Annotated in this window: 12 protein-coding genes; 5 read left to right on the top strand and 7 right to left on the bottom strand. The window is 41.0% G+C overall.

What is annotated here, in order from left to right; all coding sequences use genetic code 11:
* Nucleotides 1-25: 25 nt before the first annotated feature.
* Nucleotides 26-4,837 carry a translocation/assembly module TamB domain-containing protein gene (locus IPI59_10535; protein MBK7527970.1) on the bottom strand — a complete coding sequence of 1,604 codons (4,812 nt, stop codon included), beginning with the start codon at nt 4,835-4,837 and terminating at the stop codon, nt 26-28.
* 553 nt (nt 4,838-5,390) lie between these two features.
* Here IPI59_10535 and gldN point away from each other — a divergent pair.
* Nucleotides 5,391-6,314 carry a gliding motility protein GldN gene (gene gldN / locus IPI59_10530; protein MBK7527969.1) on the top strand — a complete coding sequence of 308 codons (924 nt, stop codon included), beginning with the start codon at nt 5,391-5,393 and terminating at the stop codon, nt 6,312-6,314.
* Between the two features lie 93 nt (nt 6,315-6,407).
* Here the strand turns inward: gldN and pckA are convergent, their stop codons facing one another.
* From pckA to IPI59_10500, 6 genes are all read right to left on the bottom strand, one after another.
* Nucleotides 6,408-8,033, bottom strand: coding sequence for a phosphoenolpyruvate carboxykinase (ATP) (gene pckA, locus IPI59_10525; GenBank protein MBK7527968.1), 1,626 nt, complete (start codon nt 8,031-8,033; stop codon nt 6,408-6,410).
* A gap of 150 nt (nt 8,034-8,183) precedes the next feature.
* Complete coding sequence (locus tag IPI59_10520; protein MBK7527967.1) at nt 8,184-9,209, bottom strand: hypothetical protein; 1,026 nt, start codon at nt 9,207-9,209, stop codon at nt 8,184-8,186.
* 443 nt (nt 9,210-9,652) lie between these two features.
* On the bottom strand, nt 9,653-10,375 hold the full coding sequence (locus IPI59_10515) for a hypothetical protein (GenBank protein ID MBK7527966.1): 723 nt from the start codon (nt 10,373-10,375) through the stop codon (nt 9,653-9,655).
* 127 nt (nt 10,376-10,502) lie between these two features.
* Nucleotides 10,503-12,347: a UbiD family decarboxylase gene (locus IPI59_10510; protein MBK7527965.1), complete on the bottom strand. Its 1,845-nt coding sequence runs from the start codon at nt 12,345-12,347 to the stop codon at nt 10,503-10,505.
* A gap of 170 nt (nt 12,348-12,517) precedes the next feature.
* Nucleotides 12,518-16,825 carry a DUF4011 domain-containing protein gene (locus tag IPI59_10505; protein MBK7527964.1) on the bottom strand — a complete coding sequence of 1,436 codons (4,308 nt, stop codon included), beginning with the start codon at nt 16,823-16,825 and terminating at the stop codon, nt 12,518-12,520.
* Between the two features lie 39 nt (nt 16,826-16,864).
* The gene (locus IPI59_10500; protein ID MBK7527963.1) at nt 16,865-17,578 is read right to left on the bottom strand and encodes a DNA alkylation repair protein; all 714 of its coding nucleotides are present in this window, start codon (nt 17,576-17,578) and stop codon (nt 16,865-16,867) included.
* A gap of 253 nt (nt 17,579-17,831) precedes the next feature.
* Between IPI59_10500 and IPI59_10495 the strand changes: the two genes are divergently transcribed.
* From IPI59_10495 to IPI59_10480, 4 genes are all read left to right on the top strand, one after another.
* On the top strand, nt 17,832-18,089 hold the full coding sequence (locus IPI59_10495; GenBank protein MBK7527962.1) for a PspC domain-containing protein: 258 nt from the start codon (nt 17,832-17,834) through the stop codon (nt 18,087-18,089).
* Nucleotides 18,090-18,096: 7 nt separating this feature from the next.
* Nucleotides 18,097-19,077, top strand: a complete 981-nt coding sequence (rfaD, locus tag IPI59_10490) for an ADP-glyceromanno-heptose 6-epimerase (GenBank protein MBK7527961.1) — start codon at nt 18,097-18,099, stop codon at nt 19,075-19,077.
* 99 nt (nt 19,078-19,176) lie between these two features.
* Nucleotides 19,177-20,739, top strand: coding sequence for an acyl-CoA carboxylase subunit beta (locus IPI59_10485; protein MBK7527960.1), 1,563 nt, complete (start codon nt 19,177-19,179; stop codon nt 20,737-20,739).
* A gap of 91 nt (nt 20,740-20,830) precedes the next feature.
* Entirely contained in the window at nt 20,831-22,357 is a 1,527-nt protein-coding gene (locus IPI59_10480; GenBank protein ID MBK7527959.1) for an acetyl-CoA carboxylase biotin carboxylase subunit, read from the top strand.
* Nucleotides 22,358-22,428: the final 71 nt, after the last annotated feature.

Below are 22,428 nucleotides of genomic sequence, written 5' to 3'. Positions count from 1 at the left end.
CTACAATGAATTAAACAGTCTTATGTTATTTTTTATTTGGTTTTTTGGGTATAATTTCTTTTAGTTTATCAAACTCGTGGGTAAAGGTTATGGCCACCCCTGCCTTGTTATAAAGGCCATTTAATACATCGCTATCGTATTTATTAAAGGCTTTTATTTTATAGGCACCATCTGGAGTTAAGTCGTATAATACTAAAAGGTCGGTAGCAAAATTAGTTGCGTTATTGCCTTGTGTTGCTTGTTTTTCGCCGCTAACATCTACACTGCCGCCAATTTGTAAGGTTAAGCGGTCGTTAAGTAATTTTTTTTGCAATTCAATATCAACGGTATTGGTGGCAACCTTTTCGCCCGTTTCGGTATTTTGGCTATTGGCATCAAAACCTACGTTTATTTGTGTGCCGCCTAAGTAGCGCCCAAGCGATTCGTTTAAAAAGTTAGACATATAGCTCGAAATCCATTCGGTAACGGTAGCTGTTGCACTGCTGCCAATGTCGAGGTTAAACTGGTCGGGGGGCATAAATTTATTGATTACCAGCAAACCAAATATTTGTTTACTAAGTTCGTTATCGCCGGCGGCAATTAGCTCTTCTAATTTGCCCTGTGCCAAATTTGTTGCTAATGATGGATTAGTTTCGCGCGGAATAATATTAAAGCTAAGGTCGGGTTTAAATAACGAACCAGTCATTTTTAGCACTACATCAATGGGTATAACTTTTTTAAGTTCGTTGGCTTCATTTGCCGTTAAGGTTTCGCGTTCGGTTTGGGTAAACAAGTCAATACGACTGGTTTTTACCTGATGAATGGCATCTACATCGAGGGTTGCCTGGTAGGGGTCGCCGTTAAAGGTTATAGTGCTGCCACCGCTAATGCTAAATTTTTTCTTTACAAACTCTTGCAGGGTAAATAAGTACTCACCATCGGTCAGCTCGTATTTACCATAAATTCCCATATAAAAATCGCCAATAGTGTTTACGTCAATTTGTAAATTGCCGCGTCCGTGTCCTTTAATAATATCGCCGGTTGCCTCATCAAAAATAATATTTATAGCGGCATCGCTGGTTATATTTAAGTCCATATCTACCCGCACACCCGTTGAAATTGGGATGGTTGTAAGTGCTTTTTCGGCCAATTTAATACTGTCGAGTTTTAGGGTATCGGCTTTGTTAATAAACGAGTATATAGTGCTTTGCCCTGTACTTGTTTCGGTGCTAATGGGTAAATTTATAACGGTGCCTTTGGTGGTTGTGGCGGCTATATCGAGTGCCAAACCCGTTACGGGCCCATAAATATGGACATTTCCTATGCCGTATGCAGTGCCATAATACAGTGGATTATCGGTATATTTTGTATCCATGAACAAGAACGGTTCGGCGGTTGCAATATTCACATCCATCCGGATATTTTTAAAGTCCGACAAATCAATATTGCCTTTTACACTTGCTGTTTTTTTATCTCGGTCGGTTATATTCAGGTCTAAAAATAAACCATTGTCTCTAAACTCTAAAAATTGGTTGTGCAGCCGGTAGTTTGTTTGCAGCATATCAATGGTAGCAGAGGTGTTGCGCAACATTACTCTGCCGTCAAACCTTAGGGCAGATGTTGGGCCTACGATACGCATTTTTCCGCCAAATGTGCCTTCAATGTCAGAGGCAATTGTGCCAATAAATGCCGAGGCAAAGCTTGTAGGTGCTTGGTCAATAACCGCTACAAGGTCTAAATTATCCGGATTATTTTTTTGGCGCAGTTTGTAGCTCCCATCAACTCGTAGTTTGTAGTCGCCGCCGTCGGTAATTGCCATAAATGACAGTAGAGGATCATTTCCGGTTTTTTCAATTTTTATCCGACCTCGTGCCATATATTGTTTGAAAAAAACCAAGTCGCTAATTTCCAACTCGCCATATGCAATTTGTTGATTAAACAAATCAGAAACATTTACCACCCCGTTTACTATTCCGCCCAATCCTAAGTTGGAAATTGTTTTAATGTATTCAAACTCTTTGATGTCAATATTCTCTAATTGTAGTTCAGTTATATTTTTAAGGGTTGGCGAGGGTTCGCTGCGAAGCAAAATTTGTTTCGCACCATTTCGAAGCACAATATCATCAACTAAAAAATACTGTTGGTCTTTGTAAAAAAAGCGGCCGGTTGTTGTTTCCCATCCTTCATTTTTAATTACAATATCGGTACGGTTTAAAAACAATTTAAGGGTATCGCCGGTAACAAAAAGGCCATCGGCTCTAAGTCGGTTATGGGCAGTATCGGGGGCTAAGGCCAGATCAAAATCAATACTGTCGGCATGGGCTTTACCTTCTAATTTAAGTTGAGCAAAGTTTTGTTTATTTTTAATATTTATTGCATTAGCTTTGGTTTTAAAATTTAAAAAGCGGGTATCTGAATTTGCTTCTACACTGGCATCATCTAAAACAATGCCATCGTACACAACTTGTTTTGCTTCAAAAAATATTTCAGAGCGACGCGTGCCGGTATTGATATTGCCCTTGGCGATGCCGTAAGCCAATTTTTCGAGTTTAATATTAAACAAATCGGCTAAGTTTTGGGTATTTTTAAAGCTAATATCAAAATTTATATGTTGCAAGGGCGCGCCTTTGGGCTTAACATAACGCGGAAAATAAGCCGATAAATAATCTTGAATAGCCGGCACTATATCTTTAAAAGTAAAATTTCCGGAAATATTGGCGTCGGCTATATCTGATTCTATTCGGAGGTTTCGTTCGTTGGTACTGGTATTTTTATCGGCAACAAACTTAAAGGTTTTAAAGGTAACGGGTTTTCCGGATTTGTTAATTACAAGATCAGTTAAATTAGCTTTGCCAACAATATCGTCTAAATTTGTACCCGATAGTTCTATCTCGGCAATACCGTTTAGGGTTAAATTGCCACCCATAGCATTGGCAGCAAGCAAATTAAGTTGATGCAAATTAGCTTTATCTACTTTGGCGTTAAACCTGTACTGCGGGGTTGCTTGCGAAAAATCTATTTTTCCGTCAAAATCTAAATTCAAGTTAGCGTCATTAACGTCAACTATACCTGCAAAAAACTGTTGTTTTATGTCGCCATTAATTTCTATATTGTTGTATTGGTAGTTTTTAAGGGTTAGATATTCAATTTTACCATTTAAGTGGGTTGCCAATGTTGCCAGGCTCAATCCTTTGCCAGCGGCGTTTACGTCAAAACTTGTTTTACCAAGCAGTTCGGGTTTGTTTGTCAGCGCGCCTAAGTCTAAATTCTGGGCACTTATGCGCCCCGAGTAAGTGGTGTTAGCCGTTCCCTTTAACGCCATTTTTAGGTCAGACTTTATGGTGCCAACTGCTGTTTTTACAGTGGCTTCGGCAATAAACTCGTTAATATAACCTACAAACAACCCTGCCATTTGTACTTTACCCAAGGTGTTTAGTTGCGAAGGCAGTTTGGCATTATTGGGCAAAAAGTATTTAACTTCGTTAATATCCGTATTTAAACTGGCTATATCGGCATCAATATTTGTATTTTTTATATCCGGAAGTCCGCGCAATTTTACATTTCCGCGCAATACCGTATTTTTAAATTGTACTTCGAGGTTTTGTGCTTTAAGTTTTGGGATTCTACCTGTTATTTGGCCGCCAATTTTAACCGGATAAGCCATAAATTTATTTAAATTAGAATTTCCATTTAATCCGGATGAAAAATGGGCAATATCTTTTAAGCTTAACTGCGAGTTTTTGGCCAGGTCAAGGTTAATGCCCACTAAGTTTACAAAATCGTTAAAATTGTATAAAGTAGAGTATTGCAATCCTAATTTACCGCTAATATTGCTATTTGCTGTGCTTAATAGCAAATCGTCAAGCTGAAGTCCGGTGGCGGTAATTAATGCTTTGGCTTTTAGCTCCTGTATAGTTAGGTCGGCATTTTGCTCGGTTACACCTATTAACAGTTGGGTTTTTATGGTGTCGTTGGCTATGCTCACAGGGCCAGCATCGAGATTAATATCGGTAAGTTTTAATTTTTTTGAATTAATCAAGCCTTGTTTTACCGTTGCCGAGCTATCTGTAATTACTAAAGCCTGCGATTGTTTGACCAAAAATGAGCCTATATTAATTTGCCAACCCGCAGGGGTTATATGCACTATTTGCGAGTAATCTTTGGGTTTCTTAGGGTGAAGTCGTTTGCCCTCGAATAAAGTAAAATTAACACCATCAATTAAAATTTGCTCAATCTGCATGGTTTTTTTAGCTAAATCCAAGCGTTCAACTGCAAGTGATAGTTTTTTTAAGTTAGATGCCGTCAAAGTATTATTGTCGCCATCAGCGAAGCTAAAACGCCCTTCGGTAAGGGTAAGCGTATGCAAGTTTAAATCCCAAGTAAACCCTGTGTCATTAATTTTGGCTAATGTGTCGGCAAGATTATTGGCCGGTTTACTGTTATTTGCCTTAGGGTATTGTTTAAGCAAATAGTCTAAATTGGTATAAGTTTCGTAAGGTTTCCGGACTAACCTAAAGTATGGCTCGTGTAGCTCAATGTTTTCAATTACAACTCGTTGCTGCAGCAAGGCAAGCTCCGAAATATCAATTTTAGCCTTGCCTGTGTACAATAAAGTATCACAATCCCAGTCTCTAATTAATAAATTATCGCAAGTTATATTATTAAAAATATCAACCGATACATCGCTATAGCTAATTTCGGTGTTCAGGTAATTTGCCAAAAAGGCAATACCCTGCTTGGTTAAATAGGTTTGTGCCTTAACCGAACTCAATACAAAACCTACCAAGCCCGCCAGCAACAACGCCAACAGTAAAACCAACCAAAAAAACCACGAAAAAAAACGATATACTTTTTTCACTAAAAATATCAATAATATTACATGGTGGCAATTTTACCATTAGAACAACGTTGTAGGGGCAACGTTGCATTTAGGCTCAAAATTACAGTTTTTTTGCCATTTTTTAGCTTTAATAAACCAAGAACTAAGGCGCAAGAACAAAGTTTGGCCAAAGAAATTAAAATATTTGCCTATACCCAGATTTTACTTAAAGGAAAAAATAAATCAAATAATGGGTGGTGATTCTAAATTATCCAAATATCCGGATAGTAGCCAACCAAATAATATAAAGTTAATATTTGCTAATTTTTCGGATATTAATCTTTTTTTATTAACAAATTAACCATTTAGCTCAAAACACCTAACTAACTGCCGTAAATGATGCAACAAATTGCCTCAAAAAAACGTTATTTAAGTAGTATTGTGATACAACAAAAACTATTGTAGCATTTTATTTTAAATCAATAATATATCAAAGAAATCAAATTACAATTTTCCTCATTTCGAACAATATTGGCTTTGTTTGCTTGTCTTCTTAAATCTAATAATACATAATTAACACCCATTAATTGTCATGAAAAAAGAACATTGTTTTTTATTGATTATGCTTGGTTTTGTTAGCCATTTTAATTTTATCCAAGCACAAAACACCGAAGGTTACGGCAACGGTACAAATGCCGGCAGTGTGCCTACACCAGCCCTTATTGATGCCCGCGAAGCGAGCAACCCCAACCCTTACGAATTAGCCAAACCGTTAGCCCGAGACGGCGCTTACGATAAACTTGCCTTAACGCAGCGCGAAGCACTACCCTTGCCAAACATTCGCGAGGCCGATGTTTTTTGGCAAAAACGCATTTGGCGGGTAATTGATACGCGGCAAAAACTGAACCAACCGTTTACTTTTCCGGTGCAACCCTTTGTTTATGTACTGCTCGATATTATTCAAAAACATCCGGAAGCTAAAATTTTTACCGATGACCGCTTCACCACCCCGTTAAGTTTTGCCGAACTACAATCGAGGCTGGGCGGCACCGACACAATAACCACTTATGATTTAGATACCGGCGAACCTATTCAAAAAGTTGTACGCAACGATTTTAACTGGTTAAGCGTTTATAAATTCCGGATTTCGGAAGACTGGATTTTTGAAAAACAAGTTTCTAAAATGCTACCGCGCATATTAGCCATTGCACCCATACGCGAAGTAACCGATGCCAATGGCAATTACAGAGGCGAGCAAGCCATGTTTTGGGCTTATTTTCCGGCGTTCAGGCCTTATTTGGCTAAGTATGAAACGTTTAATCCACTTAACGACTCACAACGCCTTACTTGGCTCGATTTATTAGAAATGCGTATGTTTGCAAGTAATATCGTAAAAGAATCAAATGTGCTTGACCAGCGCATTAGTGATTATGCTATGGGCCGCGATGCCCTATTAGAGTCAGATAGGATAAAAACTAACCTAATGGAGTTCGAGCACAACTTGTGGTCGTACTAAGCAATATAAGCATAGCTTTTATACATTTCTGATTTTGCCGTTTTACGTGTTGGTTTGAACCTAACACTACCACACTTACCAATTACTTATATGCTAAGCATTTTGAGGCAAAACCGGTGCTGCTGTTAATATAGGTTTAATATCCGGATGATCCGCATAAATGGCTAACCTATCATGAAATCTCTTAGCCAAAGCCAAAGCGCCAAGGTCATATTTTGATTTGTCGGGCCAAGTATTGCGGGGGTTCAGTACTTCGGCAGGCACATTGGGGCACGATGTAGGGAAATGAAGCCCAAAAAGTGGGTCGGTTTCGTAGGCTACTTTATTTAATTGCCCTTCGAGGGCGGCGGTAATCATAGCGCGGGTATAGCTCAGTTTCATGCGGTTGCCCACGCCGTAGGGGCCACCTGTCCATCCGGTATTTATTAGCCATACATTGATTGGCTGGCCCTCAACTGCACTCTCCTCAATTTTTCGCCCTAACAAACGAGCGTATTTTGCCGGATGAAGCGGTAAAAATGGCAAGCCGAAACATGCCGAAAAAGTATCTTTGGGCTCAGTTACTCCGGCTTCGGTACCTGCTACTTTGGCAGTGTATCCGGCAATAAAATGATACATGGCCTGCTCGGTAGTTAAACGCGAAATAGGCGGCAAAATACCAAAGGCATCGCAGGTCAAAAAGAAAATATTTTGAGGTGGGCTACCTGCCGAGGGGCGCATGATATTGTTAATATAATCTATTGGATAGCTGGCGCGGGTATTTTCGGTGCGGGTAGCATTTGAAAAATCAACAGTGCGACTATTAGGTAGGTAAGCAATATTTTCGAGCAGGGCACCAAATTTTATAGCGCCATAGATTTGGGGTTCTTTTTCTGCCGTTAAATCTATACATTTTGCGTAGCATCCGCCCTCAAAATTAAACACACTAGTTTTAGACCAGCCATGTTCATCGTCGCCAATTAAGCGGCGGTTAGGGTCGGCGCTTAGGGTTGTTTTGCCTGTTCCCGATAAGCCAAAGAACAAGGCTGTATCATTTTTTTGACCCACATTAGCCGAGCAGTGCATAGATAAAACGCCGTGCTCTTGGGGCAATATATAATTTAAGACGGTAAAAATGCCCTTTTTAATTTCGCCGGTATAGGCTGTTCCGCCAATTAATATCATTTTCCGGGTAAAATTAATGGCGGCAAAATTATGCTGCCGTGTTCCGTGTGTTTTTGCATTGGCATGAAATCCGGGGGCATTAATTACCACCCAATCGGGCTTGTGCGAGGCAATTTCATTCTCATTTAACCGGATAAACATATTGCTTACAAACAAACTTTGCCATGGGTATTCGGTAATAGCGCGCACATTAAGCGCGTAATCCGGATGCGCACAAGCGCAAGCATCCATTACATACATGTCTTTGCCCGTTAAATAGGCGGTTATATCTTGGTAAAGTTGTTCAAAATGTGCTTCTGAGATGGGGTTATTTTTTGCCCAATTAACTGTATCGCGGGTTTTGTCATCTTGTACGGTAAATTTATCATCCGGCGAGCGGCCTGTAAATTCGCCCGTGTCAATTGCTAAAGCGCCTGTATCACTTAGGCTACCTTGTTTTAAAGTTATAGTTTTTTCAACTAATTCGGCTGGCGTTAAATTCCAAAAAATACGACCATCAGTTATGTTGTATAACGATAAATCGGCAAAACTGCTTTTTCGACCAAAATTTTCCATTATAAATATTAGTTGGTGACAATTAGTATAAAAAAATAATTTAATGGGTAAACCAATTAGGCCACAAAGGTACGAAATTTACACACCCAAAACACCAAACCAAGCATATTTTAAGGCAATTAGCCGTAAAATAACGTTAAAAAATTGCCGCTAATGCATTAAAAAATACCTCGACTCGGCAACCTCTATTAATTCTATTTCTTGTTTAAAACTTATATAAATATAAATTGTGCCGGGTTTTTCTTTGGTCGTTATTTCTATTCTCGAACGCACACCCGGGTACTCTTTTGTTTGAAAATGAAAAGTATTTGCCTTTTTAATGGAAAAACTTCCCTTAGGCGTGGTAACTGTATTTTCAGAAAAACTAAACTTGTAGCCTTTTCCACGCTCAATTCTGACCTCTATATTATTATTCGTTACATCTTCAATCATTGTATAGGGTACAACCGTTTTATCTAATAAATTGCTATAATCGCGCACAAAATATTCAATCCGGGGTGTATAATAAGTTTTATCCTGGGCTAAATCTGTTTCATCTTTTTCGGCCAAAAACCATGTGTGCTCCCCTAATGTTTTCGAGTAGAAATAAAACAGCAAAATATATCGCTGGTCGTCAAAAACCGCTTTAAGGCGGGCATTATCGCCATTTTTATCAAGCAGCTCATATACATACCCTACTTTGGGGTTGGGCTGCTGACTCATAATATGAAAATTGCCAAGTCCTTTATCTCCAACAATATAAACCTGATTTTGCTCGATGCGGATAATACAATCTCCCGGATTTAGTTCAATTTCAGGAGTTTGGCCTTGTTGATATTTTTCCGGAACAAATATTTGCCCAATCAATTCATGTATTACATCATATCTACGGTCGGTGGTGTAAGTAAACTCTAATTTGGCCGGAGGGGCTTCAATAACTTGTTTATTTTTTTTATTTTTTTCGCTTGTGTTGTTTAGCAAGGTAGTATCGTTTTTTGCGTTGTTGTTAGAATTGGTTTGCTGGTCTGTCGAGGTCTGAGTCGGCTCAGGTTTTGCTGGTGTAGTATTTGGCTTTTTTTCGGGTTCGGCAACTGGCGTGGGTGGCGGCGTTGGTTCGTTAGGCTTGTAACGCTGCGAATAACCTAAAACAGAGGTTGCAAAAAGCAAAAATAAGGCAAAAATTAGTTTAAAATTCATACGGCAATAGTAGTTCAAAAAAAAGCAATAATATCGTGTTTAATTAGACATTTCTTGCTTCAAAAGGTTTGAGTCGCCACTTAAATAAATTTATTTAATATAATAATAAATATTTAATTATGACTTGACCCAAAACTGGTTTATTCCAAATAACACAAATTTATTATTGTTTCCGAAAAATCAATAGTCAAGGCAATTTTTATCCAAACACCTATAAGTTAAACAATATGCCGTAAATTGCAGCAATTATAACCCACCATTTAACCGCCGTGGCCAACTTCGCGAAAACCTAAAAATACTTGCCGCAAAATTGTGTCAAAAGTATATGAATACGGGTTTTTAAAAGCATAATCGCAGGCCGCCGCCGCCCTTTTACAATTTGAACTATTAAACACCATCAAGTATTTCTCGCCCAAGGGCAAAACCACTAACCCTTGTTTATTTTACATTCTAAAATTTGAATACAAATACCGAACTAAGGTGCGTTTGGCCACCGGCAATAAGGTTTCGGCCAGCGGATAGGCTTTTGTGCTGGCTATTACAAACGTAGCCGGATTGGGTAAATCGCGCTGCCGTTTAACCAAATCGAGTTTTATAGCCTCGTAAGTATTGCTAAACAAAGGTTGGTAAGCATCAATATATTGGGTACGCATAGCCCTGAATTTTTCATTGGCATTTTCAAAAAAACTAAGCTGGTAGGCAAATACATTAGTTTGGGTGTGCCGGCCATTAACTAACAACAAATAACCGGCCTCGGCATTAATAGGCACAATGCCAACGGGTTGAATTTCAAGGGCGTTTTCAACCTGGTCGTAAACATTGCGGCCTGTTTGCAAACAATTTTCAATTTTGGGAATGGCATAGTTAATAATTTGGGCAATTTCCTCAATATAATCGTCGTTGTGCATTAAAGCCTCGTACTGCAAAGTAAAATCTTCTAAGTCTAAACGTTGTAATTGCCTTGGAAAATGCTCGTTGGCATCGCGCTGGTTGGCCCTAATTACAACAAGGTTTTGATGATGAAATATAAGGTCAGCAAGCATTGGGTATAGGGTTTCCTCGTCAAAATGTTTGCTTACATGTTGCAAATAGGCCAATAATATATACTTTTTGTATTCAAAGTCAATTAAGCCTTCCGAAATCCAGTTTTCCGATAAAGTTTTCATGGGTAAGCTAACCAGTTGATTAAAAAATAGTCGTTTTTATTATAATACTACGACTTTGGGGGGCAAATTAAGGTTTAATAACCAAACAAGTCTATTTTTTAGTTAAACAAGCAAAATTTATGCCTACTTAAATAATGCCATGCAAGGGGCCACCTTTAGCGCCCAAGGCATCTACCCGTTTTTCAATTTCGGGGTCGGGTTCAAGTGGGGGGGCGTGGTGAGGTTTTATGCGAGCATCGAACACCAACGGGCCTTGGCACCCCCAGTGTTTTTGCCGGGTAAAGGCGGCAATACCATGCACATCGTGCGAGGGGTTGCAGCGCGTAAACACCACCCATAAAAAATTATGTAAATTGCGGGCGGTAAATTCGGCATCATCGCAAAGCACAATTAGCGGAAAGCCCAACAAGTTATGATACCCGTTTTGCTCGTAGTATTGGCAAAACTTGGCCATATCTTCATTTCCGGATGCTACAACATTATAAACCGGTGCTTGTATAACCATAATACCAGGGTGAGCAATTTTAGGCATCCGGAAACCATCCGGAAGCTTAAAATTATCCGGAAAAAAAGTACTCAACTGCCTAATTGGTTGCCCAACGGCTGCCAGCACTAATTTCGAGCCGCTATTTAATCCGGTGCCGCTATAATCTAAGGTATCAATAGTAGTATTGGTATAAAAATGCAGGTCGCGTTTGGTGTCAATTCTTTCAAGTAAATGCGTTAAAAAGGCATCAACATCGTTAATTTTTAAGTTTGGCGCATCGTTTTTGGCTATAATCAGTAAAAATTTAGCCAGCGACAATTGGCCGGTGCCTAAAATATGGTTGGTAATGGTTAACAACTCTTGTGGTTGCTGCAAAGTATAGTATGGCGTATAACGCTCGTTGCCAATGGCCAGCAACAATGGGTGAACGCCCGAGTCGTCAATGGCATGAACCGCCTCTAAGCCCGGAATTTCGTTAGGGATGGCCGCGCCGGTGATATCGTGTATAAGCGAGCCAAAATAAGTATCTTCTTGTGGAGGCCGCCCCACTATTGTAAAAGGCCAAATGGCATTTTTGCGGTGCCAAACTTTTTCAACGTGCATCAACGGAAACGGGTGTTTCAGGCTATAATAGCCCAAATGGTCGCCAAACGGGCCTTCGGGTTTGTTTTCGTGCGGGTTTACATAGCCCGTAATAACAAAATCGGCATCGGTACTTAGGCAATATCCATCTTTATAAACGTACCTGAATGCCCTTCCAGCCAATACGCCGGCAAAAGCAAGTTCGGGCAAACCTTCGGGCAAGGGCATTACCGCCGCCAAACTGTGGGCAGGTGGGCCACCTACAAAAATACTTACTTTTAAAGGCTGATTGCGCTGGTTGGCCTTGGTTTGATGCACACCAATTCCGCGATGTATTTGGTAATGAAGTCCAATTTCTTTATCCGGAATATACTCATTTCCGGATAATTGAATTCGGTACATACCCAAATTTGACTTCATAACGCCCGGTTTATCAAAATCTTCGCTGTAAACCTGTGGCAGTGTTACAAATGCGCCTCCATCGTTAGGCCAGCTTTTAATTTGCGGCAATGCCGAAATTGTTGTTTGGCCAAATAGAACGGGTTTAGCAAACAAAGGCTTTCGGGGCAAGGCTGTTAGCCCTTTAAAAGGCAAATGTGCATATTTTAACGGTCGTTTTAGGGCATCGGTAGGGTCAATTTTTAAGTTTATAAATGATTCGAGGGTTTTAAGGGTATGCCTAAACAACCAACGGCTGCGGGCTTTGGTGCCAAACAAATTTGAGGCCGCCCCAAAAGGGCTACCCTTTACCCGCTCGAACCACAAGGCGGGGCCGCCAACCGAAAAAACCCGCCTGTGGATAGCCGCCATTTCCAAATCAGGGTTTACCTCATTTTTAATACGGATGAGTTGGCCGCTTTTTTCAAGGTCTAACAAACAATCAAGCGTACAGGTATAGGGCATGTAATTATTTATTTTTTTAGCTGTTCAAGCTGAGAGACAAATATAATATTGTTGCAAAAGTACAGTTGGCAAGGCTAAAAAGCAAGTTAAACAAAAACTCATCAACTAATAATATACATCAGGCAAGCAAGGCACGTTTAGGTTGATAAACACACAAAATTGCCAGCTAATTATTTGCCCAACTGCTTCAATAACAATTCTAACTCGTTTTGGGGGTTTGCTAACCATTGTGCCGAGTAAATGTAATGCACCTCAAAACCCATGCGCTGCAACTGTGCCTGCCGGTGCAAGTCGTGTAGCCATGCTTGTTGGCTTTGGTGTTGTTTGGCATTATCACATTCAAGGGCAATAATACGTTGTTTGTCAATAGCAACAGCCTTATTTTCATTTGTATTAGTGCTTGGTTGCAATGGTAGCTGTGGCAATAATAAAGCAATATCAATAACCATACCACCACAAGCGTAAAACGGCACAATTTGTCCTTGTTCAAAATGGGGGGTTAGCTTTTCGGCCAGCCAATCTATAAAAGCATTGGCCGATTGAGGTGGCGCGGTAATTTGGGCAAAAGTATCGGTTTCGGGGCAGGCCTTTGCTAAGGCTTGTAAAATACCCAATCTAAGCTCGTTATTAGATTGGGTTGTGGCGCGCGCATAAGCCAAATACGCATACAAACAAGCACGGCCGGTTATACCATTTTCGGATAATTCGTGAGCGTATTGACTATAGTAAGTTTCGGGTATGGAAGTAAAAATATGCACGGCAAATCGGGCGCGTGTTATTAGCACGTTCAACAGTTTATAGCCTTTGGGGTGGTTTAGCGGGCCAAACAGCTGCAAAAATTTGCCATCGGCACGTTGGCCATACGTGGTGCTAATAAGCATGATGTCGCGCTCGTCTCCCTGTATGTTTTCGAGGTTTTTAATAAAAAGGCCATTTTGTTCTAATTCAGCTAAACGAGCAGCGGCAGCAGGGTCGGCCAATCGGGCTTCCTCTAATAAGTCAATAATTAAATTGCGCTGCAATAAATTAAAAGTAGCAATACCTACCGAGGGCAACTGGCTTTGCATGGGTAAGGCTGTTAGCTGGTACAATAAAAAATGTACTACCGCTTTAGCCTCGTCGGCGTTAGTTTGGTTATGATACAAACCATTTACTGCCACAAAACTAATAGGCTGGTAGTTTAGTTGTTGGGGAATGGGCATGGGAAGCAGGCGCGAGCCATAAAAAGCCGCATTTGAAAAATCAATCAAGTAGGGGTGTCGCGACCTATAATGAAAATCTAAATACAGCCGTTGATAGTGCATATCGTCTGCGTAATGTAATAACGAGTCGGCACCGGCCAACCCATCTGAAGCGTCAATTAAATCTAATTGCTGGGCCTCGTCAAGTGCTAAATCGGCTTCTGTTTCGGTATTTTCATCGGTGAACAACAAATTAGCAGCCGTTTCAAAATAAGAGGATGGTGGCATTTGGTGCCTGTCACCCGAAATTATCCGGATGCGCCCGCGCAACAAGGCGGTAAAGGTTTCTTCAACGCGCAGTTGGCTGGCCTCGTCAAAAATAACCACATCGTATAAATTTTCGTGTAGGGGTAACAAGCCACTACAAACTACCGGATTTACCAATAGAACCGGAAAAAATGCTTTAAACAAGTCGGTATTGGCTGCTACAATAGCGCGTAGCGAATTGCTGCGTTCGCCTTTACTTCCACGCAAATTATACAAACGCCGCAATGGGTAATTTGCCTGTAACTGTTGCCAGTTTTTGATTTCTACTTGTTGTTTTTCGGTAAAAATATGCAGCGCCGTTTGTGCCACCTGGATTTGAATTTGTGCTAAAAGCTGCGTTAATTCTTGTTGCAAATAATTGTTATACGGGGCATTGCCCGTTTTTTCTATCGTTACCAATAAATGCGCCAAATAGTGTCGCTGTGCAATTTGTTGCCAGTTATTGTTGGTAGTTGCTGGCGCTTGGTCGGTTAATAATTGCAAGGTTTGCCTAATGCTTTGCATCGGCTGTTGGAGGCAAAAATATTTAAATGTGTAGTATTGTCTAAAGGCTGGCCAAGCCATCCGGATACTTTGTAAATTGGTAGCCAACAATTCTAAGGCATTAATTTGGTCGGTTACGGCAGGCAAATCTTCAGCAAACAAAACACTCAATAGTTGTGGTTTATTGACGGCATTTATACAGTTTATATAAGCTGCCCGAGGCGCTTGCAATAAGCCATCTAAGGCCGGATATAGGTTGGTATTTACCGCCAAGGTTGCCGTTAAATGTTTTACCGCCAAAGGCGCTTCGTGGGTTAACCACTGACTTAGTCGTTGCAAAAATGCGGTAATATTTTGCTGCACTTGCATAAAGGTAAACCCTTCGTTGTTTGTATTTAATACTGCTGTTGTTTGTAAAAAAGCATGACGAACCAAAGGTTGTTGCCGGTACAAATCTTGTAAACTTTGGTAATCATTTAAGATTGCTGTTTGTTGTGCTTTAATTTGCTGATGCTTGCGGCTTACTACAGCCAAAACCATCACTACTGCTTTTGGTAGCCCTTGTGGCAAATTAAACAAATTGCCATGCGCTGCAATATTGGCATTAATACGCTCTATAAGTTGTTGTGCTAAACCTAATTGCTCGTTTCCTTTGTTGGCAAACCAATTAGTTAGTGCCTCGGCATACTGTTGCGGCAAGGGTTTAAGTGTTGCCAAGGCTTGTTGTGTAAGGGTTTCGCAGCGATTTAGTTGTTGTTCTAATATTTGTTGAAGTTCGGTGGGTTTGGGCGAGGTAAATAAAGTCGAGTTTAACAATTCTAATGCTTGGCCATTGCGGTTTATTACCTCGTGCCAAAGCGGGGCGGCAGTTTGGGCAGCGTTTAGCAATTTAAAATATTCGTCGTTGGTAAATTGGTAATTGTGCTGCTGGGGGTCGGTATCGGTGGCTAAAAGTGGCGTTTGAAGGTTGGTAATTTGCAAATATTGACCTACTGCTTGGGTAAATTGCTGGTTTCCGGGTAAGGTTTGAGCTAAAAAATGGTGCTGCGCTTGTACTTCGTCTATCAACTCCGAAGCGCGATTTTTTTGCCATTCGTCCGGAGGAAAATTTGGCACGTTTTGGTTTTCTAAATTAGCTATTTGCTCGCGTACAGCTCTTACAATGGTTTCGCGGTCTTTGGTTATATTTTCAATCAAGGCGCACAAACTGCCCAATCCTATTTTTTGTAAATATTGGTGCAGCACTTCAAGAGCGGTGCGTTTGTCGCATACTACTAAGCAAGTGGCCCCCTGACTAAGTGCATTGGTAATCAATGCCACTAGTAACTGGCTTTTTCCCGTGCCGGGCGGCCCTTGTACTAACTGGGCGGGGTATTTACGGAGGGTTTCAAGAACGGCTTGTTGCGAGGGGTCGGTAGTAATGGCACTAAAAAAATGATGCTGCCAGGTAATTGAGTTCTCCGGATCAGGAGATGGGGGCAAACTAGTATTACTTGTTTCATCCGGAATTAATGCCTGCAACTGCCCCTGTAACGAAATATCGTCTTCAAGAGGAGATAAAAATTCAATATCATCGTTAATAAAACCATCAAAAGTTTCGTTTGTTGGCTGCTCATTTTTTCCGGAGTTTTCTGTATCCGGATGTTTTTCTACTTCAGCGTTAGTTGACTCTTGATTTTGATTTTTATATTGTTTAATCAGCGCATTTAAATCGTTTAAAATGGCTTGGCGCGGTGTTTGAAACAAGCCCAACACCCCCGACCAACGAATAGCAGGGCGGGTAAAATTAGCAGCTTGTAATAAGGCAGATTCTGGAGCAGGCGCTAAGCCGTGTACTGGGTAGGTTTCGTTACTGCCTAACTGCTGCATGACAGCATTACAAACAGTTACAACTTCGGTGGGACTTAATACATTGTCGGTTAAAAACTGGGCTGGTATATTGCGCAGACTAATGCCTTCATTATATTCGAGGTGGGTTAGCAATAGTTCGTTAAACCGGATGGTGTGGTTTTCGTTGCGGCGAATATGCCATTGTAAGGCATGTGTACGCGATTTTTCTATGCTTACTTCCCAAATTAGTAAAGGCGCTTTAATTATTTTGGTGGGGTCGGTTTCGTCTCGTTTTATTAATATTGGGTAGCCTATGGCGGCGGTTTCAACCCCGGTTTCCAAAAAAGTATCGCGGTTTTCATAAGCTATATTATTTAAGCGTTTGTTTAGTAATTCTAAGGTTTGCCGCTCGTCGTAAGGCAAGGTTTGCACAGCAGCTTGGCCGGTATAGCGCAAAGTAAGGTTAAAACTCGCTTGGCTTAGCAACACCTCAAGCAATTGATTTGGTAGTTCGGCACTAAGGCTGCCTAATTGAAAAATATCTAAACGGTTAGCCCTGCGCCCGGGCAAGGCATCTAAATATATTGAACGACGGTTGCCCGTGGCTAATTTTTGTCGCAATAACTGCAAAAAACGAACAGGAGTGGTTGCTGGCATAGAGCAAAGGTAAGGTTTTTAGTCTTACCCTTAACTTAATTAGCACCTTGCCATTTTGCGTTTATGTCCGGTTTTACCTGCCAACGCAATTTTCTTAATATATTCGGTCGCCAAAGGCACTTTACAAGCAGTATCGCCCATATTTACATGAATTTTACCAATTTTTTGGGCAATTTCGGCAGCTTTATCTGTTAAAGGCAGCACATAGCAACCTATGGCAATTACAAAGCCGTTCATGGTATAGCGCACGCGGTTGGGGGCGGTGGCAATTTGCTTCGCTACTCGGTCAAGGAGTTGGTTTAGGCAGTCAAGGTCAAGTTGAGCATCGGGAGTTATAGCTGCCCAACCTGATAAGGTAGCCCATCCGGCCGATGCTACTAATTCGGCAGGGTCGTCAATCCATTTTAAGCCCATGTTTAGGGCATGTGGACTTTCGGCGGTTACCCAAGCAACGGTAAAATCGCTTAATATATACCAATATGCTTCCTTAGCCCAGCGTTGTAAATCGTTGGGGGTCATACGTTTTTCGTCGGCCATTAATCCGGCCAAGTACATGGCATCCGAGTTTCCGGTGGCATACAAATCTAAAGCCAAATTGTAGTTCTTTTTTTCGCGCTTCAGTATTTTTTTCAAATACTCGACCTTAACGCCAAAAAAAGGCTCGCGCGCGCCATGTTTTAGAAATATTTTTTTTATTTGGTCGCTGCCTAAATTGCGCAGTTCTTCCATTATTGCTTCAACGGTGTTACTCATGTTTTTTTATAGTTGATGTCTGTTTAAATAAATAAAATACAACAAAATTAGGAACTTAAACAAAATAAACAGCTAATAAATGGCAAAATAAAAAAGATAAGTTTGATGATTAAGCATTTGGTCCAAGCATTTTTAAAGTAAAAAACGGTTTGTTTTATTTTAAATAGTTAAAAAACTGCATAGAAGTATAGAATTTTAGCAAGTCTTTTGTAATTTTGTTCTTGTTTAGTAAGGTTTAACGTATATGCAATGGATTAACCGTTTGCGGGAAGTTTTTGAACCAAGGGCTTTTGGTGTGTGCTCGTGGTTAGGAGAGCATATTGGTATTCCCACGCGCCATATCAGGTTGTTTTTTGTTTATACCGCTTTTATAGCCAATTGGTCGCCATTGATTATTTATTTAGCGCTGGCGTTTGTAATAAATATCCGGAATTACGCGCGAAAACCTACAATCATACCGCGACTTATAGACCAATCAAGTTTTCTTAGTACAATAATAATAGCTCAATAAATTATACATGATTGTAATAACAGGTGCTGCTGGCTTTATTGGTAGCTGTGCTGCCGCTTTTTTTAACCAATTGGGCCGCAACGACCTTATTTTGGTCGATGAATTTGCAAGTCCGGAAAAAAAGAAGAACCTAACCCATAAAAAATATTTGGGTTGGATGCAACGCGACGGTTTTGTTAGCTGGTTTTTACATCATCCGGATAATGTTGAAGCTGTTTACCATTTTGGCGCTCGGTCTTCAACCACCGAGTGGGACACTACTATTTTTGACCGTCTAAACGTCAATTATTCAAAAAGTTTATGGGAAATTTGCACCCAAAACCAAATACCATTTTTATACGCATCATCGGCGGCAACTTATGGCGATGGCAACTTGGGTTATGCCGACAATCACCAAATTCCCTTCGAGCTAAAACCGCTAAACCCTTATGGCATTAGTAAAAACGAGTTCGACAAATGGGCGTTGCAGCAAACCACTGCCCCACCCTATTGGTACGGCATGAAATTTTTTAACGTTTATGGCCCAAACGAGTATCACAAGGGCCGAAATGCCTCGGTTGTAATGCACGGCTTTAATCAGATTACCCAAGCAAAAAATGGCAATGGGTTTATAAAACTGTTTAAATCGCACAAAGAGGGCTTTGCCAACGGAGGCCAACTCCGCGATTTTGTATATGTTAAAGATATTATAAAGGTGTGCCATTGGTTATTGCATGTTAAGCGCCCCAACAGCGGTTTATACAACCTTGGCACCGGGCAAGCCCGCAGTTTTGAAGATTTAGCAAAGGCTGTTTTTGCCGCCCTAAACCTGCCGCCCAAAATTGAGTATATTGATATGCCAGAAGACATTAGAGATAAATATCAATACTACACCCAAGCCGAAATGCAAAAACTGCAGCAAGCAGGTTACAACCAAACCTTTGCCACCCTTGAGAACGGCGTAGCCGATTATGTGCAAAACTATTTGGCAAAGGGGCTTTATTGGTAATTGCTTTAAATCTTTACAAAAATACAAATCAAAGCCTTATTTTTGCCGCGTTTATTTAGTTTTTAAATAGGCGAATAGTATTTTTATCTTTATAAATGTATGCAAAATCCTTTGGATGTTTTACAACAGAAAAAAGCCCAAGCCTTAGAAGGTGGCGGGCAAAAACGCATAGACAAACAACACGAACAGGGCAAATTAACTGCCCGCGAGCGGCTTCAAATTTTGTTAGACGAAAATAGTTTTGAAGAAATTGGCCAATTGGTACAGCATAGGTGCAGCGATTTTGGCATGGAAACTCAACAATTTTTAGGCGATGGCGTTATTACCGGATATGGCACTGTTAATGGGCGTTTGGTGTATGTTTTTTCGCAAGATTTTACCGTTTTTGGCGGTTCGTTAAGCGAAACACATGCCGAAAAAATTTGCAAAATAATGGACTTAGCCCTTAAAAATGGAGCGCCAGTAATTGGTTTGAACGATAGCGGCGGCGCTCGTATTCAAGAAGGGGTAAGTTCGTTGGGGGGCTACGCCGATATTTTTTACCGCAACACCATTGCATCCGGAGTAATACCACAAATATCGGCCATTATGGGCCCATGTGCGGGCGGAGCGGTTTACTCACCAGCCATCACCGATTTTATTTTAATGGTCGAGCACACCTCTTATATGTATGTTACAGGCCCCAATGTGGTAAAAACCGTAACCCACGAGAACGTAACCCACGACGAATTAGGCGGCGCACAAACCCACGCTACAAAATCGGGGGTTACCCATTTTGCCTGCGAAAACGAAGTAGTTTGCTTACAAAATATCAGGCAATTATTGACCTATATTCCTCAAAATTGCGAAGAAACCGCACCTGTTTACACTTATTCTCCGGAAAAATCCGGACAAGGTAATGAAGCCGAACTGCGCCCAAACCTCCAAAATATATTGCCCACATCGGCTAATCAACCCTACGATATGCGCGAAATCATTGCAGAAATTGCCGATAAAGATTCGTTTCTTGAAATTCATAAAGATTTTGCCGAAAATATTGTGGTTGGTTTTGCCCGAATCGCTGGCCGAAGCATTGGCATAGTTGCCAACCAACCTGCCCATTTGGCCGGCGTGCTCGATATTAACGCTTCAAAAAAAGGTGCGCGTTTTGTGCGTTTTTGCGATGCTTTTAATGTGCCCTTATTGGTTTTTGTTGATGTTCCCGGATTTTTACCCGGAACCGACCAAGAATGGCATGGCATTATTACAAACGGAGCTAAACTTTTATTTGCACTTTGCGAAGCTACTGTTCCCAAACTAACCGTAATTACCCGCAAAGCTTATGGCGGTGCTTACGATGTAATGAACTCGAAACATATTGGCGCCGACCTTAATTTTGCCTGGCCAACTGCCGAAATTGCCGTCATGGGGGCAAAAGGAGCTGCCGAAATTATTTTTAAACGCGAAATTGACAATGCCCACGACAAAGAGGCCAAACTAACAGAAAAAGTCGCCGAATATACCGAAACCTTTGCAAACCCTTATAAAGCCGCTGCCCGTGGCTTTATTGACGAAGTAATTGACCCCACCGAAACCCGAATAAAACTTATCAAAGGTTTTTCCATGCTCGAAAATAAAGCCCTAAAATTGCCTCGCAAAAAACATGGAAATATTCCATTATAAATATGAAAGTTCAAAAAATACAACTATCATTTATCAGTCGAACAACCAATATTTTATAGGCAGTTGAAAAGCTAACGACTTATCCCTTTGTATGCAAAAAGTATTAATTGCCAATCGTGGCGAAATTGCGTTGCGCATTATGCGCTCGCTAAAAGAAATGAATATTATAACGGTTGCCGTTTTTTCGGAAGCCGACCGCAATGCCCCGCACGTACATTTTGCCGACGAAGCCTATTGTATAGGGCCTGCCCCCTCGCGCGAGTCGTATTTAAGGGGCGATGTAATTATTAGTACCGCTTTGGCCTGCCAAGCTCAAGGCATACATCCGGGATTTGGTTTTTTGAGCGAAAATGCCGCGTTTGCCCTTGCAGTGCAACAGGCCGGGCTACAATTTATTGGTCCGTCGGCGCAAGCCATGGAGGCTATGGGCAACAAATTAGCAGCAAAAGCAGTAGCTCAACAGCATAATGTGCCCATGGTGCCCGGCACCCAAACCAGCATCAGCGACCTTGACGAAGCCAAACAAATAGCGCTTAAAATTGGATTTCCGGTACTCATTAAAGCGGCTGCCGGCGGCGGTGGCAAAGGTATGCGCATAATAAACAACCCTAACGAATTTGAAGAGCAAACCAACCGTGCCATGAGCGAGGCTTTGTCGGCATTTGGCGATGGGTCGGTATTTATTGAAAAATTTGTAAGATCGCCCCGCCATATTGAAATACAAATTTTGGCCGATAGTTTTGGAAATGTGGTGCATTTGCACGAGCGCGAATGTTCGATTCAGCGAAGGCATCAAAAATTGATTGAAGAAGCACCATCAAGCATATTAACGCCCGAAATACGGGCTGCAATGGGGCAAAGTGCCGTTAATTTGGCCAAAGCAGTGCAATATACTGGTGCTGGAACTGTAGAGTTTTTATTGGACGACCAGTTGAACTACTACTTTTTAGAAATGAATACCCGCTTGCAAGTTGAGCATCCGGTAACCGAATTTATTACCGGAATTGATATCGTAAAAGAGCAAATCCGGATTGCGCGTGGCGAACCGCTTGGCTATCAGCAGGCAGATATACCCTTGATTGGCCACGCCATAGAACTGCGTATTTGTGCCGAAGACCCCGAAAATAATTTTCTTCCCGATATTGGTACGCTTACCACCTACCGCCCGCCATTAGGCCCCGGAATTAGAGTTGATGACGGTTTTGAACAAGGAATGGCCATTCCAATTCAATATGACCCCATGATAGCCAAATTAATTGTTTACGCCCCCGACCGCAAAACTTGTATTGCCAAAATGTTGGCGGCCATAAACCAGTACGCAATTGAAGGTGTAAAAACAACCTTACCATTTGGTGCTTGGGTTATGCAAGATCCCCTGTTTATTAACGGTCAATTTGATACCAATTTTATAGCTCAATATTTTAATCCGGAAGTTTTAAAAACGCCAAAACATCCGGAAATTGCCGAAATAGCCGCTCGTTTAGGTACTCAATTATTGCAAAAATCTACTTCAACTTCAACAATTGAACAACAACCAACAAGTAACCTCAACTACGTTGATACGCCTAAACCCAAATCTTTAGGTAGCCCTTTATGGCGGATAAACAGATTGCGATAGTCTTAGATTTATTTCTTGAGGCGAAAAAAGTTAAGAATACAAATTATAATTAATAAAATAAAGATTCCGGA

This window comes from Sphingobacteriales bacterium (assembly GCA_016706405.1).
Lineage (GTDB): Bacteria > Bacteroidota > Bacteroidia > Chitinophagales > UBA2359 > BJ6.
Note: the sequence above shows the minus strand (reverse complement) of the source record. Positions and strands in the feature narration are given on the sequence as shown.